Origin of the sequence: Paenibacillus sp. 1_12 (genome assembly GCF_900114475.1) — a bacterium.
Classification (GTDB): Bacteria; Bacillota; Bacilli; order Paenibacillales; family NBRC-103111; genus Paenibacillus_S.
On the sequence record NZ_FOTE01000009.1, the window covers coordinates 223,123 to 245,024 of the forward strand.

Consider the following 21,902-nt stretch of genomic DNA (forward strand, 5'->3'; position numbering starts at 1 on the left):
CTAACGTGCAAAGGAAGTCTACTATGCGTCTTGCTGTTATCTCGGATACTCATGGAAATGCAGTTGCCTTCGAGGCAGTAATTAGAGATTTACATCAACAAAGTCCGGATGCCATTATTTTTTTAGGAGACCTGGTTATGCGGGGCCCCCAACCGGTTGAATGTGTTGAATTATTAAATTCCTTGGATCCCCTTATTTCGATAAGAGGAAACCACGATGACTATTTTTCACGCAACCGTGATGCCTCCGATTGGAAACCTAAAAGTGCTAAGGAAGAAATGAATTTAAGGCATTTTATTTATAATAAACGGCTGCTCTCTGTCGATGAACATCAATGGATTGGTGCATTTCCGACTGAATACATATTTAATTATGAGGATTTTCAAGCTGAATTATATCATGCTTCACCCACATCACTTGGGAAAATTACGTGGCCATGGTCAACTATAGATGAGCTTGATTTATTACACAAAGAAGAATCCACCCATATGGTACTTTATGGACATATTCATCATGCGTTTACACGTCATGCAAATGGCAGGCTAATTGTAAATTCCGGAAGCGTAGGTCTCCCCTTTGATGGAGATAACCGTGCAAGCTACTGTATTATTGATATTGAAAAACAAAATATTTCTGTTCAACATCGCAGAATTTCTTATGATATTGAGAAAGTAATTGGCATTGCAAAAGACCGTTCAATGCCGGACATTGAGCTTTTTGAGAAGGCTATTCGTAAGGCTGTTTTTACGTATTCATTCTAATCATGAGCGTAATAAGAAACATGAACCTAGTCATTATGAAAGTTGGGATTTGAAAAATTTGTTGGTAGGCGATGCCCAAAAGCTATTACACCGTGGCCTGAGCTTCCTTCGACTCCGCTTGAACCAGCACCTTTTTCTCCCAGGCCCGACTCCGCCAACGGTGCAAAATGATAATTCCCCGTACCCATTCGTCAAGGATAAACACGATCCATATTCCCATCAGGCCGTAGGCAAAGTGAATGCCCAGCAGATACGTTAAAGGAATACACATTCCCCATACCACCGTGACACCCGTTATGACCAAAAATCTCGCATCACCCGAAGCACGCAGCGCTTCCCCGATCACGATATTCAAGCACCTGCCTGGCTCCAGCACAAAACCCAGCAGCAGCAGCGCGGCACCCAATGTAATAATATGAGGATCACTCGTAAATAAACCAAGCAGCTGCTTCCTGAATATGGCGATCACAATGACAGCCCCCATCGACAGCATCAGGCTTAAAGCGAGGCTGCGGAACAGCTGCTTGTAGGCTTCTTCTTTTTCCCCGCCGCCGATAAGTCTTCCTATAATAATTTGTGTCCCACGGCCAAGTGAAATGGAGAGCACCATAATGAAATACATAATATTTTGTGTATAGATGCGGGTCGACAGCATTTCCGCACCGAGAGACGTAATGAAATACGTAGTCACGATTTGACTTGCCGCATACGACAGTTGGTTCCCCGCCGTGGGAATGCCGATAGACAAAATCTTTTTCATGTCCTCCAGCTTGCATCTCACAAGCTCTTTCAAGCCGAGATCCAGCTTTACGACCTTACGCAATATTAGAATATAAACACCAAGCCCTAAGCATTGGCTGATGACCGCAGAGATGGCAACACCTGGAACACCCAGCTTTGGAAATCCCCACGGACCAAAAATAAATAAATAATTGCCGGTTAAATTAATCAGATTCATCCCTATGGCCACCATCATCGTATATCGGGTGAATCCATGGACCTGAACAATCGCCGAAATCGTCAGATTGAGCGCCTGAATGAATAAAGCCCCTCCGACAATAGATAGGAAAGTTTGCGCCGTTCCGAGCAGGTCCTGCTGCAGTCCGAACAGGCTGAGCAGCGGCCTGCTGAAAATGACCATGACCAGGCTAATAACCACGCCTGATATAAAATTGAGCAAAATCGCACCGGCGGCAAACCTGCGAACAGCGTCCAATTTGTTAGCACCCAAATATTGCGAAATGACGATAGCCGAGCCTGCAGAGATCACCTGCAGTAATAGAAACGTAAAGATAATGAGTTGATTGGATACACCTACTGCAGCCACCGCTCCATCCGATACGTTACTTACCATAAAGGTATCCGCAGCACGCATCGCCATTTGCAGAGAGGATTCAATAAATAACGGCCATGTAATCGTAAATAAGGCCAGTTTCTTCGTATTGGTCATGGGCTCATCCAGCTTCTGTATAATTTATTTTGGATCCTGGTAGCTCCCTCATGCATGAGAGCGCTTTAATAACAGAGTACCATACTTACTTTATTTATAGAACAGTTACTGCAAATTCCTCACAGATCTAGACAAAAAAACATCTTGATCGGCTCAAGATGTTACGATGCTGCTTATCACAGCTAATTTATCTATGCTCTTAACGTTATTTTCAAAGTCACCGTTAATCGTTTCCCAAGCAGCAATCTTCAATCGTGTTCAAGTTCCTATGGTACCTTAATACCTCTGGAGGTCACGTATAGATCGTACCATTCTTCGCGCGAGAGCATGATTCGAGTTGATTCCGCACAAGCACGTATCCGATCCGGGCTTGTTGTGCCAAGCACAGGCTGAATCCCTGATGGATGGCGCATGAGCCAGGCAAGAACGATTGCTTCCAGCGATGCGCCCTTCTGCTCCGCTAATTGCTGGACTAGTGCAGCTGTTTTACGTATTGTTTCCGGTTTGTCCGATAAATCCTTTCCACTGAACAGCCCCTTGGCCAGCGGCCCCCACGATTGAACCTGAATATGCTCCATCTGGCAAAACTCAAGCAGCCCTTCCGGGAATGACAGCTGTGTGCCCGCTTTTTGATTCACCGATATCCCTGCATCAATCCAATCCAGCTTGGCAAGATTCAATTCAAGCTGATTCACGATCAACGGCTCATCTAGGCAAGATTGAAGCCATCGGATTTGCGTAGGACTCATATTGGAAACACCAAAGCTCTTGACCTTCCCCTGCTTCTTTACCTTGTCAAAAGCACTCGCCACCTCTTCCGGTTCCATTAACGGATCTGGACGATGAAGCAGCAAAATATCGATAGATTCCAAACCGAGCCGTTCCAAAATACCGTCTACACTGGAAATAATGTGTTCCTCGGAAAAATCATACCGCGCCGGAAGTCCTGGTCCCTCCTCCATACGAATGCCGCATTTGGATTGGATGATCATCTGCTCACGCAGCTCTGGACGCTCCTTCAGTACTTGCCCGAAAGCAGTCTCCGCCTTGCCGTAAGCATAAATATTCGCATGATCGAACATATTGATCGACACGGAGAGTGCCGCATCTACTGCCGCATGTGCTTTTTTTATATCATCAGCCGTTATCGATTCTCGTGTCCAGCCTCCACCTAAGCCCATACATCCCATAACGAGACGACTGGCCTGATAGCCATGTTTATGCAATGCTAGTTTGTTGCCCATGTTTGCTGTCTTCCTCCTTTGTTTATAATCATTTGCTTATCCTAACCATTATAAACCAAAAGGAGAATCGTACATAGAAGCCGTCCCGCCTTAAACTTAAGCTATTAAGCTGCGATGAGCCGCCTTTCAATTCCTGTCCGACTGAAAGTTGATGACATAATCGCCATCTGTCTGTCCAGATACGTAGTAAGGGTAGTCCATCGACCTTTGTATCTGCTCAGCAGTATCACGATCTGTCAGCATTTCCACTACATACAAGCCCAGATCGATCGAAGCCGCCACTCCGCCCGCTGTAATGGTCATTCCGTCCCTAACAATACGAGCGTGGACCACTTCTTCACAGTAAGGCACAAGCAGCTTGTATGCGGATGGATTAGTCGTTGCTCTTTTGCCGCTTAAGAATCCCGCTGCTCCTAACAATAGGGCTCCGGTGCACACCGAAATTTTGTATGCAGCCTCCTCCGCGGTCTGCAGCCACGAGATAAAATCCGAATCATCCTTTAATTGCCGCGTCGCTCCGCCTCCAGGAACAAATACCAGATCGTAATCGCTCAAATCCGGACGCACCTGATGGGATCTCATTATCAACCCGCGATCATCCTTCACTTCATCCGTCATTGCGCACAAGTCCCAGCTTAATGCTAATGACGGCTGGAACCTCTTGATTTGGGTAACCGCATCATACCATCCAATCAAATCCAAAACCGTCATGCCATCAAATATGACCAACGCCATTTTCATCTTCAACACCTGCCCTTTCCCTCCAGCTTAGTAACTAACAACAAGCTTAATAGCAGATTACGCGACTTCGGGAGGCAAGTCTCCAACCAATTGGAAGTAATTTGACCAGCCAATTCTGTTGTGCGCTATACTACAGTTAAGAGAGATATAAGGAGTGTTGCCAGATGAGCTGGATGCCGGATACTCAAAGTGAAGAACCTGTTTTCATGCAAATTGTTCATTATTTGGAAGAGCTGATTATTAATAATAAGCTGTTACCCGGTGCCTTGCTTCCGACAGAACGCGAGCTTGCTCAGCGATTCGCTGTTAATCGGAGCACGGTCACGGCGGCTTATGACCAATTGAAAAGCAGCGGCTTCATCTGTTCGGTTCAGGGAAGCGGCACTCGTGTAAGTGATAGTTTGTGGGGAGTTCAACCGACGCGCTCCCCAAACTGGCAATATTTTAACAATGAAGGCTACTTTTTTCCTGCTTTGCCTTTATTGGAGCGTATCCGAGAAGCAGCCCGCTTACCGGACATGGTCGACTTATCGCTCGGCGTATTGTCGGAGGACTTGCTGCCTACAGAGCGGTATCAAGCTATTCTCGACACCTTGCAGCTGAAGGGTATGCTGAATCATACCGGACCCCGCGGCTTACTAAGCTTACGGGATGCCATTACCGACCATCTGGAAGCTCATTACGCCATCCGAACGACACCCGAGCACATATTGGTTACCGCTGGAGCGGAGCATGCGATGTATTTAATTACGCACCGTCTGTTGAATCCAGGTGATGCCATCGCTATTGAGCAGCCTTCCTATATATATTCGAGAGCTTTGTTTCGCACCGCTGGCTTGCGATTGTATCCGATTCCCATGGACCATGATGGGCTCATTCCCGAGGAGCTGCATAAGCAATGCCTTAAACATCGAATTCGTATGGTCATCATGAACCCTACCCACCACAATCCAACGGGGACTTCATTAAGCCTATTGCGAAGAAAACAAGCTTTAAGCATCTGCGATAAGCTCCGAATACCAATCGTGGAGGATGATCCTTACGGCGCTCTGCGTCATCCTCATGCTAACCAAGCTCCATTACCGCTGATGTCTCTGTCTTCTGACAATCCCAACACGATTTACATTGGAACGTTAACCAAATCAGCCGCTCCAGGCTTCCAGACGGGATGGATCGCAGCGCCACGAGTCGTTATTCATAAACTCGCTGATGCAAAAGCCAAGATGGGCTTTCAAACACACGCGGTCGGCGAGCAGATTGCTGCCCAATACTTAAGCTCTGGCTCGTGGGCACAGCATGTGGCTTTTCTTAACGCAGCATTGGAAAGCCGCTGTCAGATGATGATTCATGCACTCAACCGTTACTGCGGCGAATTTATTACCTTTACGCAACCCGACGGCGGCTATTATATATGGTGTCGCATGAAATTTGTCATTCCTGATAAGGAGTTTCTGGAGCACGGAATCAAGCGCGGTATCTTAATAATGCCAAGCTCGATTTTTGGTGCAGAGAAAGGCTCATTCCGGCTTACATTTGCTTCCCAGAATGAAGACCGCATTGAAGAGGGCATCAAACGGCTTGGAGCCATGCTCGCAGAAATTAGCACACGCGTTAGCACATGTTGAAGCTTATCTTGAGTGATTTATGTATGAATCCAATAATACTGTCGTATTCTTCGCATGCCGAATAGTCTGCATAAGCAGAAGTAAACTGCTCAGGCAAACATTTCGGCTTCATGGCAGGCACTAAGCTAATTTTATTCATCCTGCTGTATGACCTACTTCCCTGCAAGGCGGCTAGCTTGAAGCAACTCGCGGATTTCGCCCATTAAATCGGCCTTAAAGGACTTCCAGGTTTTCTTCCCCATATCAAGCTTGTCCTGGTCTATCTCTTGAACAGTTTCCAACCAAATCCGCCGATCATTAATTTGACCAAGTTGTTCTTGAATGTCTTTATATAGGCGTTCATGGGAATGAAACTTCGGATCCAACGCAAATGATGCAGCAGAGGCCGTATACCTCAGCTCCTTGGCTGCGATTCTTAAATCATGAAGTGCGTCGAACGCTTCCTTCGTTTCAGCACCGTATTGCCTGCAAAGCTGACGATAGGTTTGCTTTTTCTGTTCATAGGAAACTTCGAGCTCCCGCATCACCTGATTGACGTCGATGTCGGCACCTTGTGAATCCAGCTCAGGCAGGCTCTGCAGAAAAGCCCTCCATTTAAGGTTCAGTTCAGGACTCATCAGCTTCGGCAGCTTATCGGCCAGCTTCACACGGCTGCGCTTTCGCCGTTTCCTTTGAATCTGGATTACAAACTTTAAGAAGTCGGCCTCTTTGCCCTTGCCGCTTCGTTTAGCGCTTTTTCGCCTTGCTTGAAAAGACTCGATTAATACATCCGCATCCCTGACTTTACCAAGGTATTTTTGCGCTTGCTTGATGAATGGATACAATCCCGAATGATCATTCTTGTCGAGTATGCGCAGCAGAGTCAGCAGCTTCCGGCTGTTCACCCTCGCCTGATGGATATCCTCACTATCGAAGTCTCGGCTTGCCCTGCTGCCATAGTCGCAAAAACGTCCATACAACTGGTCCAAGGCTCGTTTCCATGTATCGATATGGATAATTTTACCATTATTTGATACGCCTGTGATTTCCATACAGCATCTCTCCTCTACTAATTATTACGAAGACTTTCCTATCGTATAATCCGTTGGGCTGATTCCCGTCATATTTTTAAACACTCTGCTAAAATAAGCCGGATCCGAATAGCCCACCATTTCACTTACTTCATATATCATATAGCGATGTGTCTTCATTAAATCCTTGGCTCTTTCTATTCGATAGAAGGTTAAATAGTTCGAAAAGCTGTCGCCCGTAACGCTTTTAAAAATGCTGCTCAAATAATTTCTTGTCAAATGCAGATCATCAGCTAGCTGACTAAATGAAATATTGGTTTGGTAATTTTCAGCGACAGCCTTTTTTACAAATTGTACATAAGAATTTTGTTTACCAGCGTAATATTTTTGTTCAAGCAGCTCAAGCAGCTTTAGTAATATGTCCAAAATTTGTTTCATTAATGAATGATGATTTGGAGCAGCTTGAATGCTTTGCAGAAACTGAGCCAACTGACTGAGTTCAAGCTTTGTGGGATCTTTTTCTATAATATATAATACGAGACTGTTGACGATACTTATACATACTGTCTTTATATATTTCAGGGAAGAGCCTCGTTCATTCAGCAGTGTCAACTCGATATGGGCCCATTGCGCCATCACACTTTCATGATCAATCCGCATTAAAGCTTCGGACAATTGTCGAATTTGTTCGAGCGGATAAGCAGTCCATGTTTCTCTTGGATACTCGCTGGATTGCTGCGCATCGAATATTTTTTGATATCCTTCATATTCAACCATATTAAGCATCTCACGCGACTCCTTGTACGATGAGGGGTAGGCACTAAATTGCCCGTACCATCGTCCAATGCCGACATTGGCATTCAACTCCAAATAGGTTCCGATGCTCCCGATTAGCTCTTCTGCAATTTGCTTTGCCCTATAGAGTGTCTCCTCCTGTCCTCCGAACAGTAAGATAGGCAATCGATCTTCCATATAGCGAAGTACATATCCTTTTCCCGATTTCATCACAATCTCATGAGCCACATTATAGGCAGCAAATTTATACAATTGCCAGTCCTTCTCCAACTCAGTTTTCTCTTTATCCTCGCGATGGATAATTAAACTCATCACTAATCCGCCGTTAAAAACAAGATCCTCCAAATGAAGAAATCGAATTCTGCTGTCTATAAGGTCCCTTTCCTTCATTCCTACTGTAAGCATGTCATATAAAAATTGCTCACGTAAAATCGGCAAGCTCTGCTCCAATTGACTTATGACCCCGTCGAAATATTGGCTCTTTCTGTTGGCAACCGCTTTTTCATTTAAAACATCCTTCAAAACAGTTTCAATTTCCGTAAAAACCGCCGGTTTCAATATGTATTGCGCTACATCTAAATGAATCGCTTCCTTGGCATAATCGAATTCGCCATATCCGCTTAAGATAACCACGGGCAATTCCGTATCTACTTTTCTAATATTTTTAATCAGCTCAAGTCCGTTCATTCTTGGCATGTACACGTCGGTAATCAATAGGTCGGGCTTGCGGTTTTGGAATTTATCCCACGCTTCCACTCCGTCCTGTGCAATCATGACCTCGTCTATGCCCAACTGGTCCCATGCAATCATACTTTTTAATCCATTCACCACATAATTATCATCATCCACCAATAATACTTTCACTCCAATCCCCCCTTATATCAATTTATTAAAGTCGTTTATTTTATCAAGAGAATCCAAATAAGGTAGTTTAATGATGACCCTTACGCCTCCGCCTTCTCTATTCTCGATTTGCAATCCGTATTGGGAACCCAGATACAATTCCAAACGTTCCCTTACATTTTTAATACCGTATCCACCAGATCCCGATACATAAAGCGAGCTTTTTTTCTGACGGTCGCTTTCATTTTCCGATTGATGAAGCCCGATTCCATTATCATCAATGACAATTTGAAATCTGTTCTCATCTATCCTTTCGGTGGAGATCACAACCTCAGCTTGCTTGTCTTGTAAAACTGAAAAGCCGTGGATGATCGAATTTTCGATAAAAGGCTGCAAAATAATTTTCGGCACATAGCATTGTTTAAAATAAGGATCGATATGTTCACTGTATAAAAACCGGTCCTGTAACCGGGTTTGTTGAATTTGTGCATACAACCGGGCATGCTCCAATTCTTCATTAAGGAGAATAAACGTACTGCCTCCGCTTAAGCTGATTCTGAATAGCTTGGCCAATCTGGACACCATGAAACTGACCTCCGTGTTGCCTTTCATCGCAGCAGCCCAATTGATCATATCCAGCGTATTATAGAGAAAATGGGGGTTGATCTGGCTTTGCAAAACCATTAACTCCAAATCTCTTTTCAAGCGATTTTTCTTATCCAGCTCTTCCATCATCTGCTGAAGCCGCTGTGCCATGAAATTAAAACCAATGATTAATTTATTAAATTCAACGATAAAATGATTTTCCACGCTTGCGTCAAAATTCCCGCTTTCTATTTTTTGAAATCCTTTTAACAAGGAAGGAACAGGTCGTATAATTCGACTTGATAAATAAGAGGCGACCGGAAAAATGAAAATAAGCACAAACACTCCGATCATGATTACGATGTTTCGAATCGTATTGACATCCTGATACAACTCGTTGGTATCCAAGAACTCGACAATTCTCCATTTCTCCTGATGTTGAGTCGTATAAATAAGGAGATATTTGCTGCCGAAAAAGTCGATATGCTTAAATCCAGCCTGCTCGCTTATGGTGCTTGCGTAAGTTTGAAAGGAATCTGTTAGCTGGGAATTGACTTGTGCAGCCATTCTTGACATGACTCTGTTATTGGCATCAAGAAAGAGCAGAGATCGATTCGTTGGAGAGGACTTCACATTATCACTGAAAAACATACGGACTAAGGAGTCTTCCTCCAAATTGATAGCGACAAAACCGGCTGTGCCTCCCTTTCGGTTATACATCTTTAATACATAAGTGAGCACTGACTTTTCGGTATCCGCATTCTGGTCTTTGTGAGAGGGTAACCATAACGCGTCCACATCTGCGAATTGGCTCATGTCTACAGGCAGCTTCGACATGGGTAAAATCGTGTTTTTACCTACCTGTCCAATTTTCTGATAATCGACATACTGATCCGTGAAAATTTGGATACTATTGATAAATGGTTTAACAAATGTGAACGTGCTTAACCACTCATTTGCTGTACGTTGGATGAGAATATAATCGTATAAATCAATACGGTTATTGTCTTCCAATACTGTTTTCATCGTTTGATGAGTGGAAATCGATAGCGCCGTGCCTTCAATATCCTTCAATCGTTCAATCAGCTGCAGTTGATTACTGTAAAGGACCTGAAGACGCGCTTCACTAATTTGTTTTGTGAAAAAATAGCTCACGCTGAAATAAATCGCTACCGTAATCACGATCAAGAAAAATATATTTGACAGCACTAAAGAAAAAAATAAAAACGGTTTCAATTTCCATTGCTTCATTGTCTTAAATGACCGCCTTTGGGGGAACTGTTTACGTGAATTCGTTTTTCATACAAAACAGGAGGCGATACCCGGTTGTTCACCCGATATCACCTCCGTTGCACGTATCACTATGATATAAAACATATGAAAGAAACACAATTACTATTATGACTTCAGTGTGACTGCTTGTTGTTCATGATCCGCGTCTTGGATAGCTGTAATCACTTCAAGCCAATGACCCGGAATAACTCCCTGAAATTTTTCCTTCAAATTGAAGGAAGACACCAGCTTCAGCTTCTCCCGAATCGCTTCGGACATAACAGAGTTGATATTGGATTCCTGCAGCATTTCAATGGAACCTTCCAACTCAATGATCCTCCTTTGAGCATGAATAGAGGTGCCTGTTACCATCCGATTCAACGACCATTCGAAGCTTTTACCGTCCAGCGAATCGCCAATGCCGCTGATAACCAGATCTTCCACATTAAATGTATGGGCAGCGTCCAGCAGCTCAATCCCAAGAGCGGCATAGCCTTTCATGAAAATGCTGCGAATTAATTTAATAGCGCTGGCGTCTCCGGGAGTTTCGCTCACCTTTGTAATATTCATATGGAGTGGAGCCGTCAGCTCGATGAACCGATCCGTTCCGTTACCGCTCGCCAGAATCGGAACCTTATGTTTATCAACCAATAAAGCTCCTACCATGGCGGCATCAACCATCAAGACTCCCGCATCTTGTATCGTTTCCCAAATCGCCTTTTTCACTTTGGGGCTGGCCGCAGACACATCCACATAAAGGTCCCCTGGTTTTAAGTACGGTTTCAACATTTCGCTGACTCCAAGTGCTTTATCGGCAGGTACTGCGACAATAACAACATTAGCATGCTGAAGTACCTCTTCTGGTGTCTTCATCAGCTCCACCTGCGCTTGTGCAGCTCTACCTTGAACTAGAGCACCGTAGGTAGGGTGGTCCCAAACTGGATCGTATGCCCATATGGTTTCAAAACCTTGTTCCTTCAATCCGCTCGATATAGCAAAAGCCGCTTCTCCAAATCCAATAAATCCTAATTGCATAATAAGTCATCCCCAGTCCTATCGACTATATTTCGTTTTATCCTTTGACCCCACCTGACGTGAGTCCTTCTATTAAAAACTTTTGGAGGAATACGAAGATCGCAAATACGGGAACAAGCGATAAGACCGACATCGCAAACAGCGAGCCAAAGCTTGATTCTCCACTGGAATCCAAAAATACACGTAGTCCCAACGAAACGGTGAATTTTTGGGTTTGGCTCAAGTAAATGATCTGACTGAAAAAATCGTTCCATGTCCATATAAAAGTGAAAATCGCCGTAGTCACCAGAGCTGGGAGAGCCAAGGGCAGAATAATTCTCCAATAAATTTGAATCGGTCCACATCCATCGACAATTGCCGCTTTATCCAGCTCCCGAGGAATATTCCGAATAAACTGCACCATCAGGAAAACAAAGAAGCCTTCGGCTGCGGTAAACTTAGGAACGATCAGAGGTAAATAAGTATTGATCCAATCGAGCTTATTGAAAATAATGTACTGTGGAATAATCGTCACATGATGCGGCAGCATCATAGTCATAAGCATGACGGCGAACAAAGGAGTCTTAAAGCGAAAATCCAATCGAGCAAATGCATACGCCGCTAACGAACACGAGATGATGTTTCCGATTATCGACATTCCGCTAACAATAAATGAATTTTTGAAAAATAATGCGAAGGTTTGGGACCCTAAGCCCTTCCAGCCTACGATATAATTGTTAAGCGTAAAATGCTCTGACCAGAGTCCTGTATCCGTAAAAATACGTTCCGGCAGCTTAAAAGAACTGAATAACATCCATATCAATGGATAAAGCATAATAAGCGATACCGCTATATTTATGAAGTGTCTGATGTTTTGCCATTTTCTAGAACCGATCTGAGCTGAATGATTACTCATAATGCACCCACTTTTTCGATGAAAGGAACGTTAAGCTAGTGAATATGGCAATGATAACAAGCAATATCCATGCCAAAGCTGAAGCATAGCCCATCTGAAAGCTGACAAACCCTTTTTGATATAAATATAACGTATAGAATAAGGTAGAATTCAGAGGTCCGCCTGTTCCCCCGCTGATCACATAGGCAGGTGTAAACGCTTGAAATGCGTGTATAATTTGCATAACCAAGTTGAAGAAAATAATAGGTGTCAGCATCGGAATCGTTACCCGCATGAATTGAGACGTTTTTCCAGCGCCATCGATCGAAGCGGCTTCATATAATTCGTTCGGTATTTGCTGCAATCCAGCCAGAAAAATAATCATCGGTGATCCGAATTGCCAAATTTTCAATATAATTAGCGTATATAGAGCATACTCCGGAGTGGCAATCCAGCTGACGCCATCAATCCCAAAGTAGCCCAATACATGATTAAAAAGTCCTTTTGCGCCAAACACCTGCCGCCATAATAAGGCAATAGCTACGCTTCCCCCAAACAACGAGGGCACATAATAAATGGCACGATAAATCCGTAATCCGGACAGCCCCTTATTGAGCATCAGTGCAACCAAGAGAGCAAAGGCAAGCTCGAAGGGAACCGCCAGAAACACATATCGAAACGTAACGCTTAAAGATTCGAGAAATTGTTCATCATTCGTAAAAATATTTTTGTAATTTTCAAGCCCAACCCACTTCGGTGTATTAAACATCTCGTAATTCGTAAATGAAAAATATAAAGAAAGAACCATGGGAATGAGTGTAAATGCTAAAATACCGATAATCCATGGGCTAAGAAACAAATAGCCGATCCCGTTTTTTCTAAAAAAATGGCTTATGCGCATGTCGTTCACTCCTGTTTTGAAGCGGACAGAATGCGGCGACCACATTCTGCCCTTATCTATTTCTTGGATTACATTACTTTAAAATTTTGTTCGCCTCATTAAAGAAATCTTCCACAGCCTTCTCAATCGGTTTCTTTCCAAACGCAATGGCCTCGCTAGTTGTCGTCAGCTGTTTGAATATTTCGTTATTACCAGCTGGAGGAATATTCGGAACGTTAAAATACTCATTGGCTTTTTGCTGGAACTCAATCATTTTCACACCGGACGGTTCAAGAACCGACTTAACGGCTTCATTTATTTTTTTAGAAGGACTAGGGCCTACATCAATTTTGAAAATCTTGGCCCCTTCCACATCATTGATGAGATAGTTGACAAAAAGCGCTGATTCCTTCGGATATTTTGATTTTGCTCCGATGGCCAAAAATAAACCTCCAATATCTTCCCCATTTTTGCCTTTAGGATCTGTAGGCACTCTTCCAAACTCCAGTTGATCCTTCATATACGTTTGATAAATCGGTAAATTACTGCTGCCACCTGCTGAAAGAGTTGCCGCTACCTGTCCTTTGACAAGCATCGATTCCTGCTGCGATTTCCCTTTGTACTCTGCAGTCAGTGCTGCCGGTGGAATAATCCCCTCTTTACGCAGCTTGTCCCAATATTGGAACCATTCGATCATATCCTGCTTCTCAAAACCCAGTTTGCCGTCTTTGGTATAAACATCTTTGCCTTTTTGGCGAAGGAAGAATCCGAAGATTTCTTTCCCTGCATCGATGCCTGAAGGATCTTCTACAAAATACAGATCCGGGTTTTTCGCCGCTTTTTTATATTCAGCACCTAAAGCAGCAAACTCTTCCCAAGATATATCGAATTTGGGCAGCTGTACATTCGCTCTTTTTAATAGATCTGAATTGTAAAACAAGCTTTTGGATGTGTTGCCATTTGCAACCATGACGACCTTCCCATTCGCTTTACCTGCATCTATCATCTTCTGATTAAAATCAGAGACATCGATTGCTTTCGATTGAATCATTTCATCCAGCTGGAGCAATTGATTACGGTTCGCGTAATCCATAAACCTCGTAACTTGCAAACTCATTACGTCCGGTAAGTTGCCTCCGGCTGCTTGGATCGCCAGTTTATCATAATAAGGATTACTGTCTGCAAATTCCTGCTCAATCTTAATATGGGGATATTTTTTCTCGAAATCGGCAATCGTTTGTGTATATTTTTTATTACGAAGTTCTCCGCCCCAATAAGCAAATCGCAGTGTTACTTTCTCTTTAACCGAATTTGCGGAATCACCATTTGCAGGTTGTTTTTGCCCGCTATCGCTACCCCCACAAGCCGATAAAGCAGCTACAAGCAGAACATTAACCGCAATTGTAAGCCCTTTCTTAAAAAACATTGTTTGTCCTCCCTTAATTCGGTAATTTGTAATTTGTTTTTTTCTTACACTTAATATAACGGCGACGGTTTTTTTTGTGAATGGAGAAAGTACCACTTTTCTTGTAAAATTGTTAAGTCACAGGACAAATGACAGCTTAATTCGTAATAAGTAAAAGCGGGCTTTCGCCCGCAGGTCTGCGTAAGTAACTTTTTTAAGTGAGTTCTGTCTCATCTTCGATGTACACCACATTCTCTTTAATCAGCGTTTCTCTTAACCCATAAAAATCGAGACTCAGCTCTCCGCGAGATATTTTTTCCTTCGTTCCTTCCTCTTTCAGGAGCCTTTGTTTGGAAGCTTCCAGCGATGCCTGCAGGTCATCTTTCCTAACCACGACTACACCATCATCGTCTGCAATAATGAGATCCCCGGGAGAAACCAGCGCCCCACCGCATACTGCAGGCGCGTTCACCCAACCGCCTCTGTTTTTCGTCGTGCCTTGCGAATAAATCGCTTTCGTCCAAACAGGAAACTCCAGCTCTCTGAGCCTTGCCGCATCCCTAATGCCCGCACTCATGATCACACCTTGTACCCCGCGCTTTATAAGCGCTTTGACGATGAGCTCGCCTATCATTCCACACTCGCTTTCACCGATTGTCGTGATGACAAGCACATCTCCCGGTTGGCACATTTCGATGGCTGCATGGATCATTAAATTGTCGCCTGCTGGACAAGTTACGGTCACTGCAGGTCCGCAAATCATCTTGTTCTGTTGAATTGGTTTAAGGTCTGCGCTCATCAGGCCAATTTTCCCCTGGGCTTCGTATACCGTGGAAGTATCGAGTTGTGCATATTGCTCCAACATTTCTTGAGAGGGTCTTGCGATATTACGAACTATGTACTTCTGCATTAAACCAATTCACCTCCAACATAAGGGAAAAATCTACTGAAAGCTTCGGCATACTTGTAATCATTATTTCCAGAGCAGCGACGGGCGTGATTCCCTCTTAGACTCGCCTTGGCTCCATAATAGTCAATCAAATGCTGCTGGGCTTTGAAGCAATTCATCGCTGCTTCTTTTTGCTCATACACATCGGTAATATCGATAATGACCTCAGGCTTGAAGTCACTGATTTCGGACTGATGGGGCTCAAATCCAAACAAACGCGCTTGCTTCGCTGTCGGAGAACCTTCCAATTGAACACCATTCGATGTGGATAGGACGCTCGCTTTGAAGACATAGTCGGAGACCATTTCGTGATCGGGATTAAAAGCGTCTTTCGGGCCATGAGTAATAATATGATGAGGCTTCACCTCGCGAATTTTCCGAGTCAAACGTTCCATGCGATCTTCCGTAATTTGCATGTGGTAATCATCGAAATCCCAAATCTCCATATTGGTCACACCTAAGTGATTAGCTGCTGCTTCAACCTCGCTCTTCCGAATTCGCTTCACATTATCCACGGTTTGCCCTTCGACATTCCACAAATCGTTGGATTCTCCTCTAACGCCATAGCTCAAAATGACCAAAGAGACGTTGGCACCTTGTTTCACATACTTCGCAATCGTTCCGCCAGACCTCCATACAAAATCGGCTGCATGCGCGCTTACTACAAGAACATTGACATGGTGATCAATCATTTCACTAACCTCCAGATTTAGTTTTCAACTATATAAGATGAACCAAATATTCGGACATCAGGGAGACGCTGCGAAAGCAGAAAAATCCGTCTGCAAAGGCGAACATTTTGTTTCTCCAGAAGGGTCCGCTTTCTCCTCTTCGGCTGTATGTTTCTTTGGTTCATCTTATATAGACATGCTTTGATGTCATTGTTTTGATTTCAGACATAGAAAAGTCTTTGTTCATCAAATTGGTGACAAGAACCTGAAGCCCTTCATCAGGGTACGGACCGTTTGTTGACAGTCATTTTCAAGTTGTCCACTTTTCTGTCCAAAATATCGGGCCACAAATGAACATAAAAATCATAAGCTCCTTGCAGCATTTCCACCGCTTCCATTGTTAATCCTTTCTCCATGTATGAAAACCGCGAAATTAAATGATCAATATTGTTGAACAATTTTGATCATTTTTTTAGATTATACTTAGCTTTTATATTTATTGTCAACACTTATTGCCTTTCCTTAGTAAAATAGAATGCAAAAAAGACCGCTGCTTGCAGCCACATTGGAAGATATACCGCACATCTCTTTATTTGGAGAATAGGTTTCGCGACATTATACAACATGAAAAAAAAACCGACAGCGGTAATGACTGCTCTAACACAGTCAATCACTCTGTCGGTTCTTCTAAATTATCGAAACCACTCATCATCATAATAGATACTGATAATTTTCTTGGATGGTTCGCCTTACGTTAGCGACATGCTCCTTAATCACTTTTTCCGCTGCCAATTCATTACGCGACATAAGCGCATTATAAATTTCATTGTGCTCGGCGAAAGATTCGTGGTTTCTTCCGGGAACTAAAATTGTCTTAAAATGGAAGCGATTCAGTTGTGTTTTAATCATATTAATCATCTCTACAGCTTGCCGATTATGAGAAGCCGAATAAATGATATTGTGAAAGATTTTGTTTAAATTGGAGTATGCGTCAAACTTATTGTTCTGCAGCAGTGAGCTCATTTCGCCTAGTATTTGTTCCATACTGCCCAATTGCTCTTCCGTTATGCTGCTAACGGCTGACCTAATGGCTAGACCCTCTAGAACTTCCCTGATCTCCAAGTAATTAATTACTTCCTGCAAGTTAAAGGCCTTTATTGTTGCTCCTTTATTTTTTTCTATTGAAATTAGATTTTCTTGCTCCAGCTTTAACAAAGCCTTAATAACGGTATTTCTACTAACGCCGATTTCCTCTGATAATTGAACTTCGGTTAATTTTTGAGAAGGTCCATAGGTGCCGTCTAATATTTTACTTCTAATAAATGCATACGCGGTTTCAAGTGGCTTATTCATGTAGGTTACCTCTCCACAATATTGTTGAACTAAATAGCTCATCATTATCAATAAAGCTATATTATTTTTTTTGTTATGTCAATCCTATTAACTATCCATTTGTTGGCAGGATTGTCTAACTAGCCCTCGAATTACTTAACCATCCCTTCTCGAGACAGGAGTTCACCACTATGCAACTGGAAATGAGTCCATCCACACACGGCTTTGATGAACTTAATCAGTATATGCGAACCACCCAGCATGTAATCTCAGCTACTGCCGCAGCAGTTGTTGTCATACAAAATGGACATATCGTTAACGAGTGGTATTCCGGCTACCATGGAAGCTCAAGCAGCAGTCGACCGGTCGATGCCAAATCCAGGTTTAATGTGGCCTCCGTTCGCAAAACTTACCTCGGTGCGGCCATTAGTCTAGCTATATACGAAGGAAAAATAAACAGCATCGATGACCCCGTAACCGATTATATAACGGATTGCGCCCCCGACATTTTAAGTCATACTACCATCCGTCATTTGTTAACTCATACCCATGGCCTTCAGGGGCACAGTAAACGAATATTTCCTCCCGGTACCGAATGGAAATACAATAATGCAGGTGTCAATCTGCTCATCCAAATGGTCAAAAACCTGTTTGGTCGGCCGCTCGCTCAAGTTATGCAGGAGCGTTTTTTTGGTCCTTATGGATTTACAAAGACGGGCTGGATACAAGAAGAACTTGAAGAGTTGGTTTGGCTTCATGAAGCTTACTCAAACGATCAGGGTAGTGAAGGGAATCTTTTTGCCAGTACGCGGGAATTAGCCTATTGGGGGTATCTGCACTTAACACAAGGATTGTACAAAGGCAAACAAATTATGCCAAGTGCCGTATTCGATACTTGTAGTACCATTGCTACGCCAGTAGCACTCGATCCGGCAATGCCCAGAAACGGCTTCTTTTGGTGGGTGCAGGACGCACCGCGGCCGTTATCCGAGCTCGGGACTCAACTTCCTGAAGGCTCCTATCAATCTCTGGGGTTGTATGGGAACGCCATTCTGGTTATTCCTGTCTATCAAATCGTGGCTGTCCGCATGCTGAATCAAACGGAGCCGAACCCACCGACATATGATTATATCCAGGGCATCCAAACCTTCGGCAATCTCGTTGGTCAGTATGGTGCTGCAAATAACCAAAAACCATCTTGATGTTTCAAGATGGTTTTTGGCAAGCTTGAGCTATTTTAATTGAAAAAGCATATACATAGCGCTGTGTTATTCCCGCTGGTTACGGCTTCCATCCCTGCTGGTCTGCATGAGTAATGACCTCGTCAATCTACATGCATACCCCGGTCTGTATTTATCGCATCTCACAGCTAATCATAAGCTGCTGCTTCTTCATTTACACAACGTGAGCTGATCCCGCATCCGCCGCTGCAATTTTCAGTGCAACTTCCCCTGCCTGTAAGGGTTCCAGCACACGAAGCTGCAGACGATATAACGTGTCCCCCCATATCGACTGCATTCTGGCATCACTGACTGTAATCGTCTCGACCGCAGCTTCCAGCCGGTTCGCTTCATATTGAATCCAGATACGCTCTCCGTGCTCATTCGCAAGCTCAATACGTCCATCCTCTAACAGCTGTGGCATCGGCAGTGTCAAGCAGTTAAACACCAAATCGGTCGATACCCCATTCAATTCAAAAGCATCCTTGATCTCAACATAAGCCTGTTCTCCCTCCTTGCGATGCAGGGCCATGCTTCGTCTCCACAGTTCGATCCCTGCCGCCTCGGGATATGCAGCTGCCAGATTTAAGGAAAAACTAGCCGCTGCATCCGTAAGTACGTATGCAATGTCTGATGCCCTGTATGCCTCACCATTCTGCTGCTCCACGCCATTCACGGTTGGCAAGCTATGATAACCGGATTGCATCGTCCAGATCTCGTACCTCCGCTCGCTGAAGGTTTTGGCTGTATAATTTTCCGTGCCTGCATCAATGAAAAACGGATGTCCATTGTAGTAAACGATATAATGGCCGACATCATTATGGTTATGACTCTCTTCGTTATGCCCGCCCTTCGCTGCGAGATACAGTCCGTCCGAGCTCCCCTCTTGCTCTCTTGCTACAAAAATATGGGTATCCTTCAACCATACATCCCGTTCGTAAGGAGCCTCTGCCTGCTGCTCAGTTAGCTCAGCGTAATTCGCGAACTCCCCTAGGATTCTTGCACATGAAAAAATCCGATCACGCGTAATGCCATTAGCCTGGAAGGTGTACGTGCCCAGCGTGCTCATTTGCGAATCGTCGATTCGCTTTCCATAACGGTACACCACATCAGCAGACAGGCTAAGCCGTGCATCGCCGTCCGCGAAGTTAACAAAATCATTGCCGGCAATGTGCACCCGATAAATGTACTTGCCCATTTCCTGCACAAGCGGCTCCTTGTAAAAATCGATGTGTCCTTCTGACCCTGCATAAAGAAGCTCCAGACAATCGAACAAAGATGCGCCTGCCCGTCCCCAATAACCCGGTCCTTCGTCACAGCCGCCGTCAGGATGATAAATCCCCATAAAGCTATCAAGACTTTGCATGGCTTTCGCTACCGCCCGGCTCCTGACTGACGCATCCTCCTCCAATATTAGAAAAGCTGCCAGACAATTGGAATGAATCCATGGATTCCAGTTGTTAACGCGCTTCGGTGTATAGCCCATCCACCAGAAATCCCTGCGTTCCAAATAAGGTTCAAAAATACGCCTCTTCATCTCATAACGAATACGCTTCAGAATCATTGGGCTTTCCGTCTGCAGTTTATCTTCGAACAAGTAAGCTGTCCAAGCCAACAAGCCGCCGGTGTCCGCTGCAAATAAGTCGATTACCTGCTCCGTGATATCAGGCAGCGAATAACCATCGCTTTGCGTGGACAGCGTCATGTGGGCAGGAATCACCCAATACGATTCCTCACAAATGCACCACAGTCCATTGATGATTTGCTCTAAGAATCGGCCCTGCCCCTCGACACATTCACCGAACAGCAGATCACCCAATACTCTTCTTCTTTCAAAATAAGCCTCTTCATAGCGCGTACGGTTGCCATTGCGTACATAATCCATATAACGAACGGCCGGCAGTGCCGGCCATGTATAATCAAGTCTTTCCTCCGCCCAACCGATCCAGGTCGAACGTGCCGCCTCGGGAAGCTTTTCCCAAAAATCACGCTCTGAAGCTTTCGGATACGGGTGGAACTGCTGCGCTGAAACCAACAGCTCACTTAAATTATGCTCGGTTGCAAATTGATTAAACATCCAATGTCATCTCCTTCAAAGGGTATAGTTGGACTTGCTTTCAGCCTCATCATACACCTTTCAAGAGAGAAGAACTACAACCATCTATATCTAGGGTGAATAAGTGGCACTGCTGGGCGGAGCTGTTCCTCCACGTTATATTCACTGCACTTCTAGCCGCAGCAATCCGATGCATCCCATCAGACGCCCGCCAATCCTTCCGGTCCCGGAGTGCTTGCACTTTGGGCTTGAATCAGATAATAAAAGCCGATCGTTTTCAACCCTTGTTCACTGCGGTGCAGATCAAACTGGCTGCGTATTCTTTCCAGACAATTCTCTTTTACGTATTGAATAAATCCCTCGGTTTGCCCAAATCCGATGATTTGAAGCACATCCTCAACAGCAGGCAGGTACGACGTTTCCCGCAGTCTGCGAATAGAGAACGCCTCAAGACCGCTTTGCGAGAGCAATCGATTAATTTTATCCAGAATGGGCGTACCCTGCTGCGGTGGCGCAAAAAGTCTGGGGAAGTAGCTCCCAAGCTCAATGCCTTCCCCATTTGCATCGCCAGGATGCAGAGAACATAGATGACCTCCCGGCTTGAGAATCCGGTTCGCTTCAGGATACCAGCTGGTCGGGCCTTTTTTCGTATAAATGAGATCAAACTCATGGTCCTTGAAAGGTAGACCCTCTTTCGTATTACCCAGCACAAAACGAACATTCGGTTTACGGTTCTGTTCTGCTGTAAGCAAAAAGCCTTCCGTCATATCATAACCAACGACTTCCTCAGCCTGGCTCGCCCAACGATTCGCAAAAACTCCATGTCCGCAGCCTACCTCAAGAGCTTTACCGCGCACCACCTTCGCCAGCTCCTCACAGAAGATATCTTCCGCTGCCGCCCCTTCAATGATCGCATTCCACGGGTACTCATATTTTCCGGTCTGCTCAGCAAGTCGATTGCACCATTCTATCGTTTGTCCCCGCAGCCATTCTGGGTGCTGTGTTAAATCAGGAAACATATGCTATGCCACCTCTCCAGTTTTGGTTATTGATTTCATGCACCAGTTAATTCGATGTATCCACGCGCCCCGATTTCTATGCATCCATTTCATATTACAGTTGAAGTACCTTGGCTTTCTTTACTCCGTCAGCAT

At 44.3% G+C, this 21,902-nt stretch carries 18 protein-coding genes; 3 read left to right on the top strand and 15 right to left on the bottom strand.

What is annotated here, in order from left to right; all coding sequences use genetic code 11:
- Positions 1-23 precede the first annotated feature (23 nt).
- Complete coding sequence (locus BM210_RS20540) at positions 24-761, top strand: metallophosphoesterase family protein (protein ID WP_091172870.1); 738 nt, start codon at positions 24-26, stop codon at positions 759-761.
- 85 nt (positions 762-846) lie between these two features.
- Here BM210_RS20540 and BM210_RS20545 read toward each other — a convergent pair whose 3' ends face one another.
- The 3 genes from BM210_RS20545 to BM210_RS20555 form a co-directional block, all read right to left on the bottom strand.
- Positions 847-2,211: an MATE family efflux transporter gene (locus BM210_RS20545; RefSeq protein WP_091172872.1), complete on the bottom strand. Its 1,365-nt coding sequence runs from the start codon at positions 2,209-2,211 to the stop codon at positions 847-849.
- A gap of 266 nt (positions 2,212-2,477) precedes the next feature.
- A complete protein-coding gene (locus BM210_RS20550; RefSeq protein WP_091172873.1) occupies positions 2,478-3,455 on the bottom strand; it encodes an aldo/keto reductase in 978 nt (325 codons plus the stop codon).
- Positions 3,456-3,581: 126 nt separating this feature from the next.
- Complete coding sequence (locus BM210_RS20555; protein WP_091173050.1) at positions 3,582-4,196, bottom strand: DJ-1/PfpI family protein; 615 nt, start codon at positions 4,194-4,196, stop codon at positions 3,582-3,584.
- 164 nt (positions 4,197-4,360) lie between these two features.
- Here BM210_RS20555 and BM210_RS20560 point away from each other — a divergent pair, with 164 nt between their 5' ends.
- The gene (locus BM210_RS20560; protein WP_091172876.1) at positions 4,361-5,821 is read left to right on the top strand and encodes an aminotransferase-like domain-containing protein; all 1,461 of its coding nucleotides are present in this window, start codon (positions 4,361-4,363) and stop codon (positions 5,819-5,821) included.
- A 152-nt stretch (positions 5,822-5,973) separates the two neighbouring features.
- Here BM210_RS20560 and BM210_RS20565 read toward each other — a convergent pair whose 3' ends face one another.
- The 10 genes from BM210_RS20565 to BM210_RS20610 all read right to left on the bottom strand — a co-directional run bounded on the left by BM210_RS20565 (position 5,974) and on the right by BM210_RS20610 (position 17,493).
- Positions 5,974-6,852, bottom strand: a complete 879-nt coding sequence (locus BM210_RS20565) for a CHAD domain-containing protein (protein WP_091172878.1) — start codon at positions 6,850-6,852, stop codon at positions 5,974-5,976.
- Positions 6,853-6,876: 24 nt separating this feature from the next.
- Complete coding sequence (locus BM210_RS20570; protein WP_091172880.1) at positions 6,877-8,490, bottom strand: response regulator; 1,614 nt, start codon at positions 8,488-8,490, stop codon at positions 6,877-6,879.
- A gap of 12 nt (positions 8,491-8,502) precedes the next feature.
- Positions 8,503-10,305, bottom strand: coding sequence for a sensor histidine kinase (locus BM210_RS20575; protein ID WP_091172882.1), 1,803 nt, complete (start codon positions 10,303-10,305; stop codon positions 8,503-8,505).
- A 147-nt stretch (positions 10,306-10,452) separates the two neighbouring features.
- Positions 10,453-11,361, bottom strand: a complete 909-nt coding sequence (locus BM210_RS20580) for an NAD(P)-binding domain-containing protein (RefSeq protein WP_091172884.1) — start codon at positions 11,359-11,361, stop codon at positions 10,453-10,455.
- A 37-nt stretch (positions 11,362-11,398) separates the two neighbouring features.
- Positions 11,399-12,256, bottom strand: coding sequence for a carbohydrate ABC transporter permease (locus BM210_RS20585; protein WP_091172887.1), 858 nt, complete (start codon positions 12,254-12,256; stop codon positions 11,399-11,401).
- Complete coding sequence (locus tag BM210_RS20590) at positions 12,249-13,136, bottom strand: carbohydrate ABC transporter permease (RefSeq protein WP_218184955.1); 888 nt, start codon at positions 13,134-13,136, stop codon at positions 12,249-12,251. Before BM210_RS20590 ends, BM210_RS20585 begins: the two co-directional genes overlap by 8 nt.
- 73 nt (positions 13,137-13,209) lie before the next feature.
- The gene (locus BM210_RS20595; RefSeq protein WP_091172890.1) at positions 13,210-14,541 is read right to left on the bottom strand and encodes an ABC transporter substrate-binding protein; all 1,332 of its coding nucleotides are present in this window, start codon (positions 14,539-14,541) and stop codon (positions 13,210-13,212) included.
- Between the two features lie 193 nt (positions 14,542-14,734).
- The gene (locus tag BM210_RS20600) at positions 14,735-15,430 is read right to left on the bottom strand and encodes a 4-carboxy-4-hydroxy-2-oxoadipate aldolase/oxaloacetate decarboxylase (RefSeq protein ID WP_091172891.1); all 696 of its coding nucleotides are present in this window, start codon (positions 15,428-15,430) and stop codon (positions 14,735-14,737) included.
- The gene (locus BM210_RS20605) at positions 15,430-16,161 is read right to left on the bottom strand and encodes a PIG-L deacetylase family protein (RefSeq protein WP_177237921.1); all 732 of its coding nucleotides are present in this window, start codon (positions 16,159-16,161) and stop codon (positions 15,430-15,432) included. Before BM210_RS20605 ends, BM210_RS20600 begins: the two co-directional genes overlap by 1 nt.
- A gap of 690 nt (positions 16,162-16,851) precedes the next feature.
- Positions 16,852-17,493: a GntR family transcriptional regulator gene (locus BM210_RS20610; RefSeq protein WP_091172894.1), complete on the bottom strand. Its 642-nt coding sequence runs from the start codon at positions 17,491-17,493 to the stop codon at positions 16,852-16,854.
- Positions 17,494-17,663: 170 nt separating this feature from the next.
- On the opposite strand from BM210_RS20610, the gene BM210_RS20615 reads away from it, so the two are divergent.
- On the top strand, positions 17,664-18,674 hold the full coding sequence (locus BM210_RS20615; protein WP_091172897.1) for a serine hydrolase domain-containing protein: 1,011 nt from the start codon (positions 17,664-17,666) through the stop codon (positions 18,672-18,674).
- Positions 18,675-18,867: 193 nt separating this feature from the next.
- Here the strand turns inward: BM210_RS20615 and BM210_RS20620 are convergent, their stop codons facing one another.
- Together BM210_RS20620 and BM210_RS20625 are read right to left on the bottom strand one after the other, a co-directional pair.
- Positions 18,868-20,769, bottom strand: coding sequence for a heparinase II/III domain-containing protein (locus BM210_RS20620; protein ID WP_091172900.1), 1,902 nt, complete (start codon positions 20,767-20,769; stop codon positions 18,868-18,870).
- 179 nt (positions 20,770-20,948) lie between these two features.
- Complete coding sequence (locus tag BM210_RS20625) at positions 20,949-21,767, bottom strand: class I SAM-dependent methyltransferase (RefSeq protein ID WP_091172903.1); 819 nt, start codon at positions 21,765-21,767, stop codon at positions 20,949-20,951.
- Positions 21,768-21,902 lie beyond the last annotated feature (135 nt).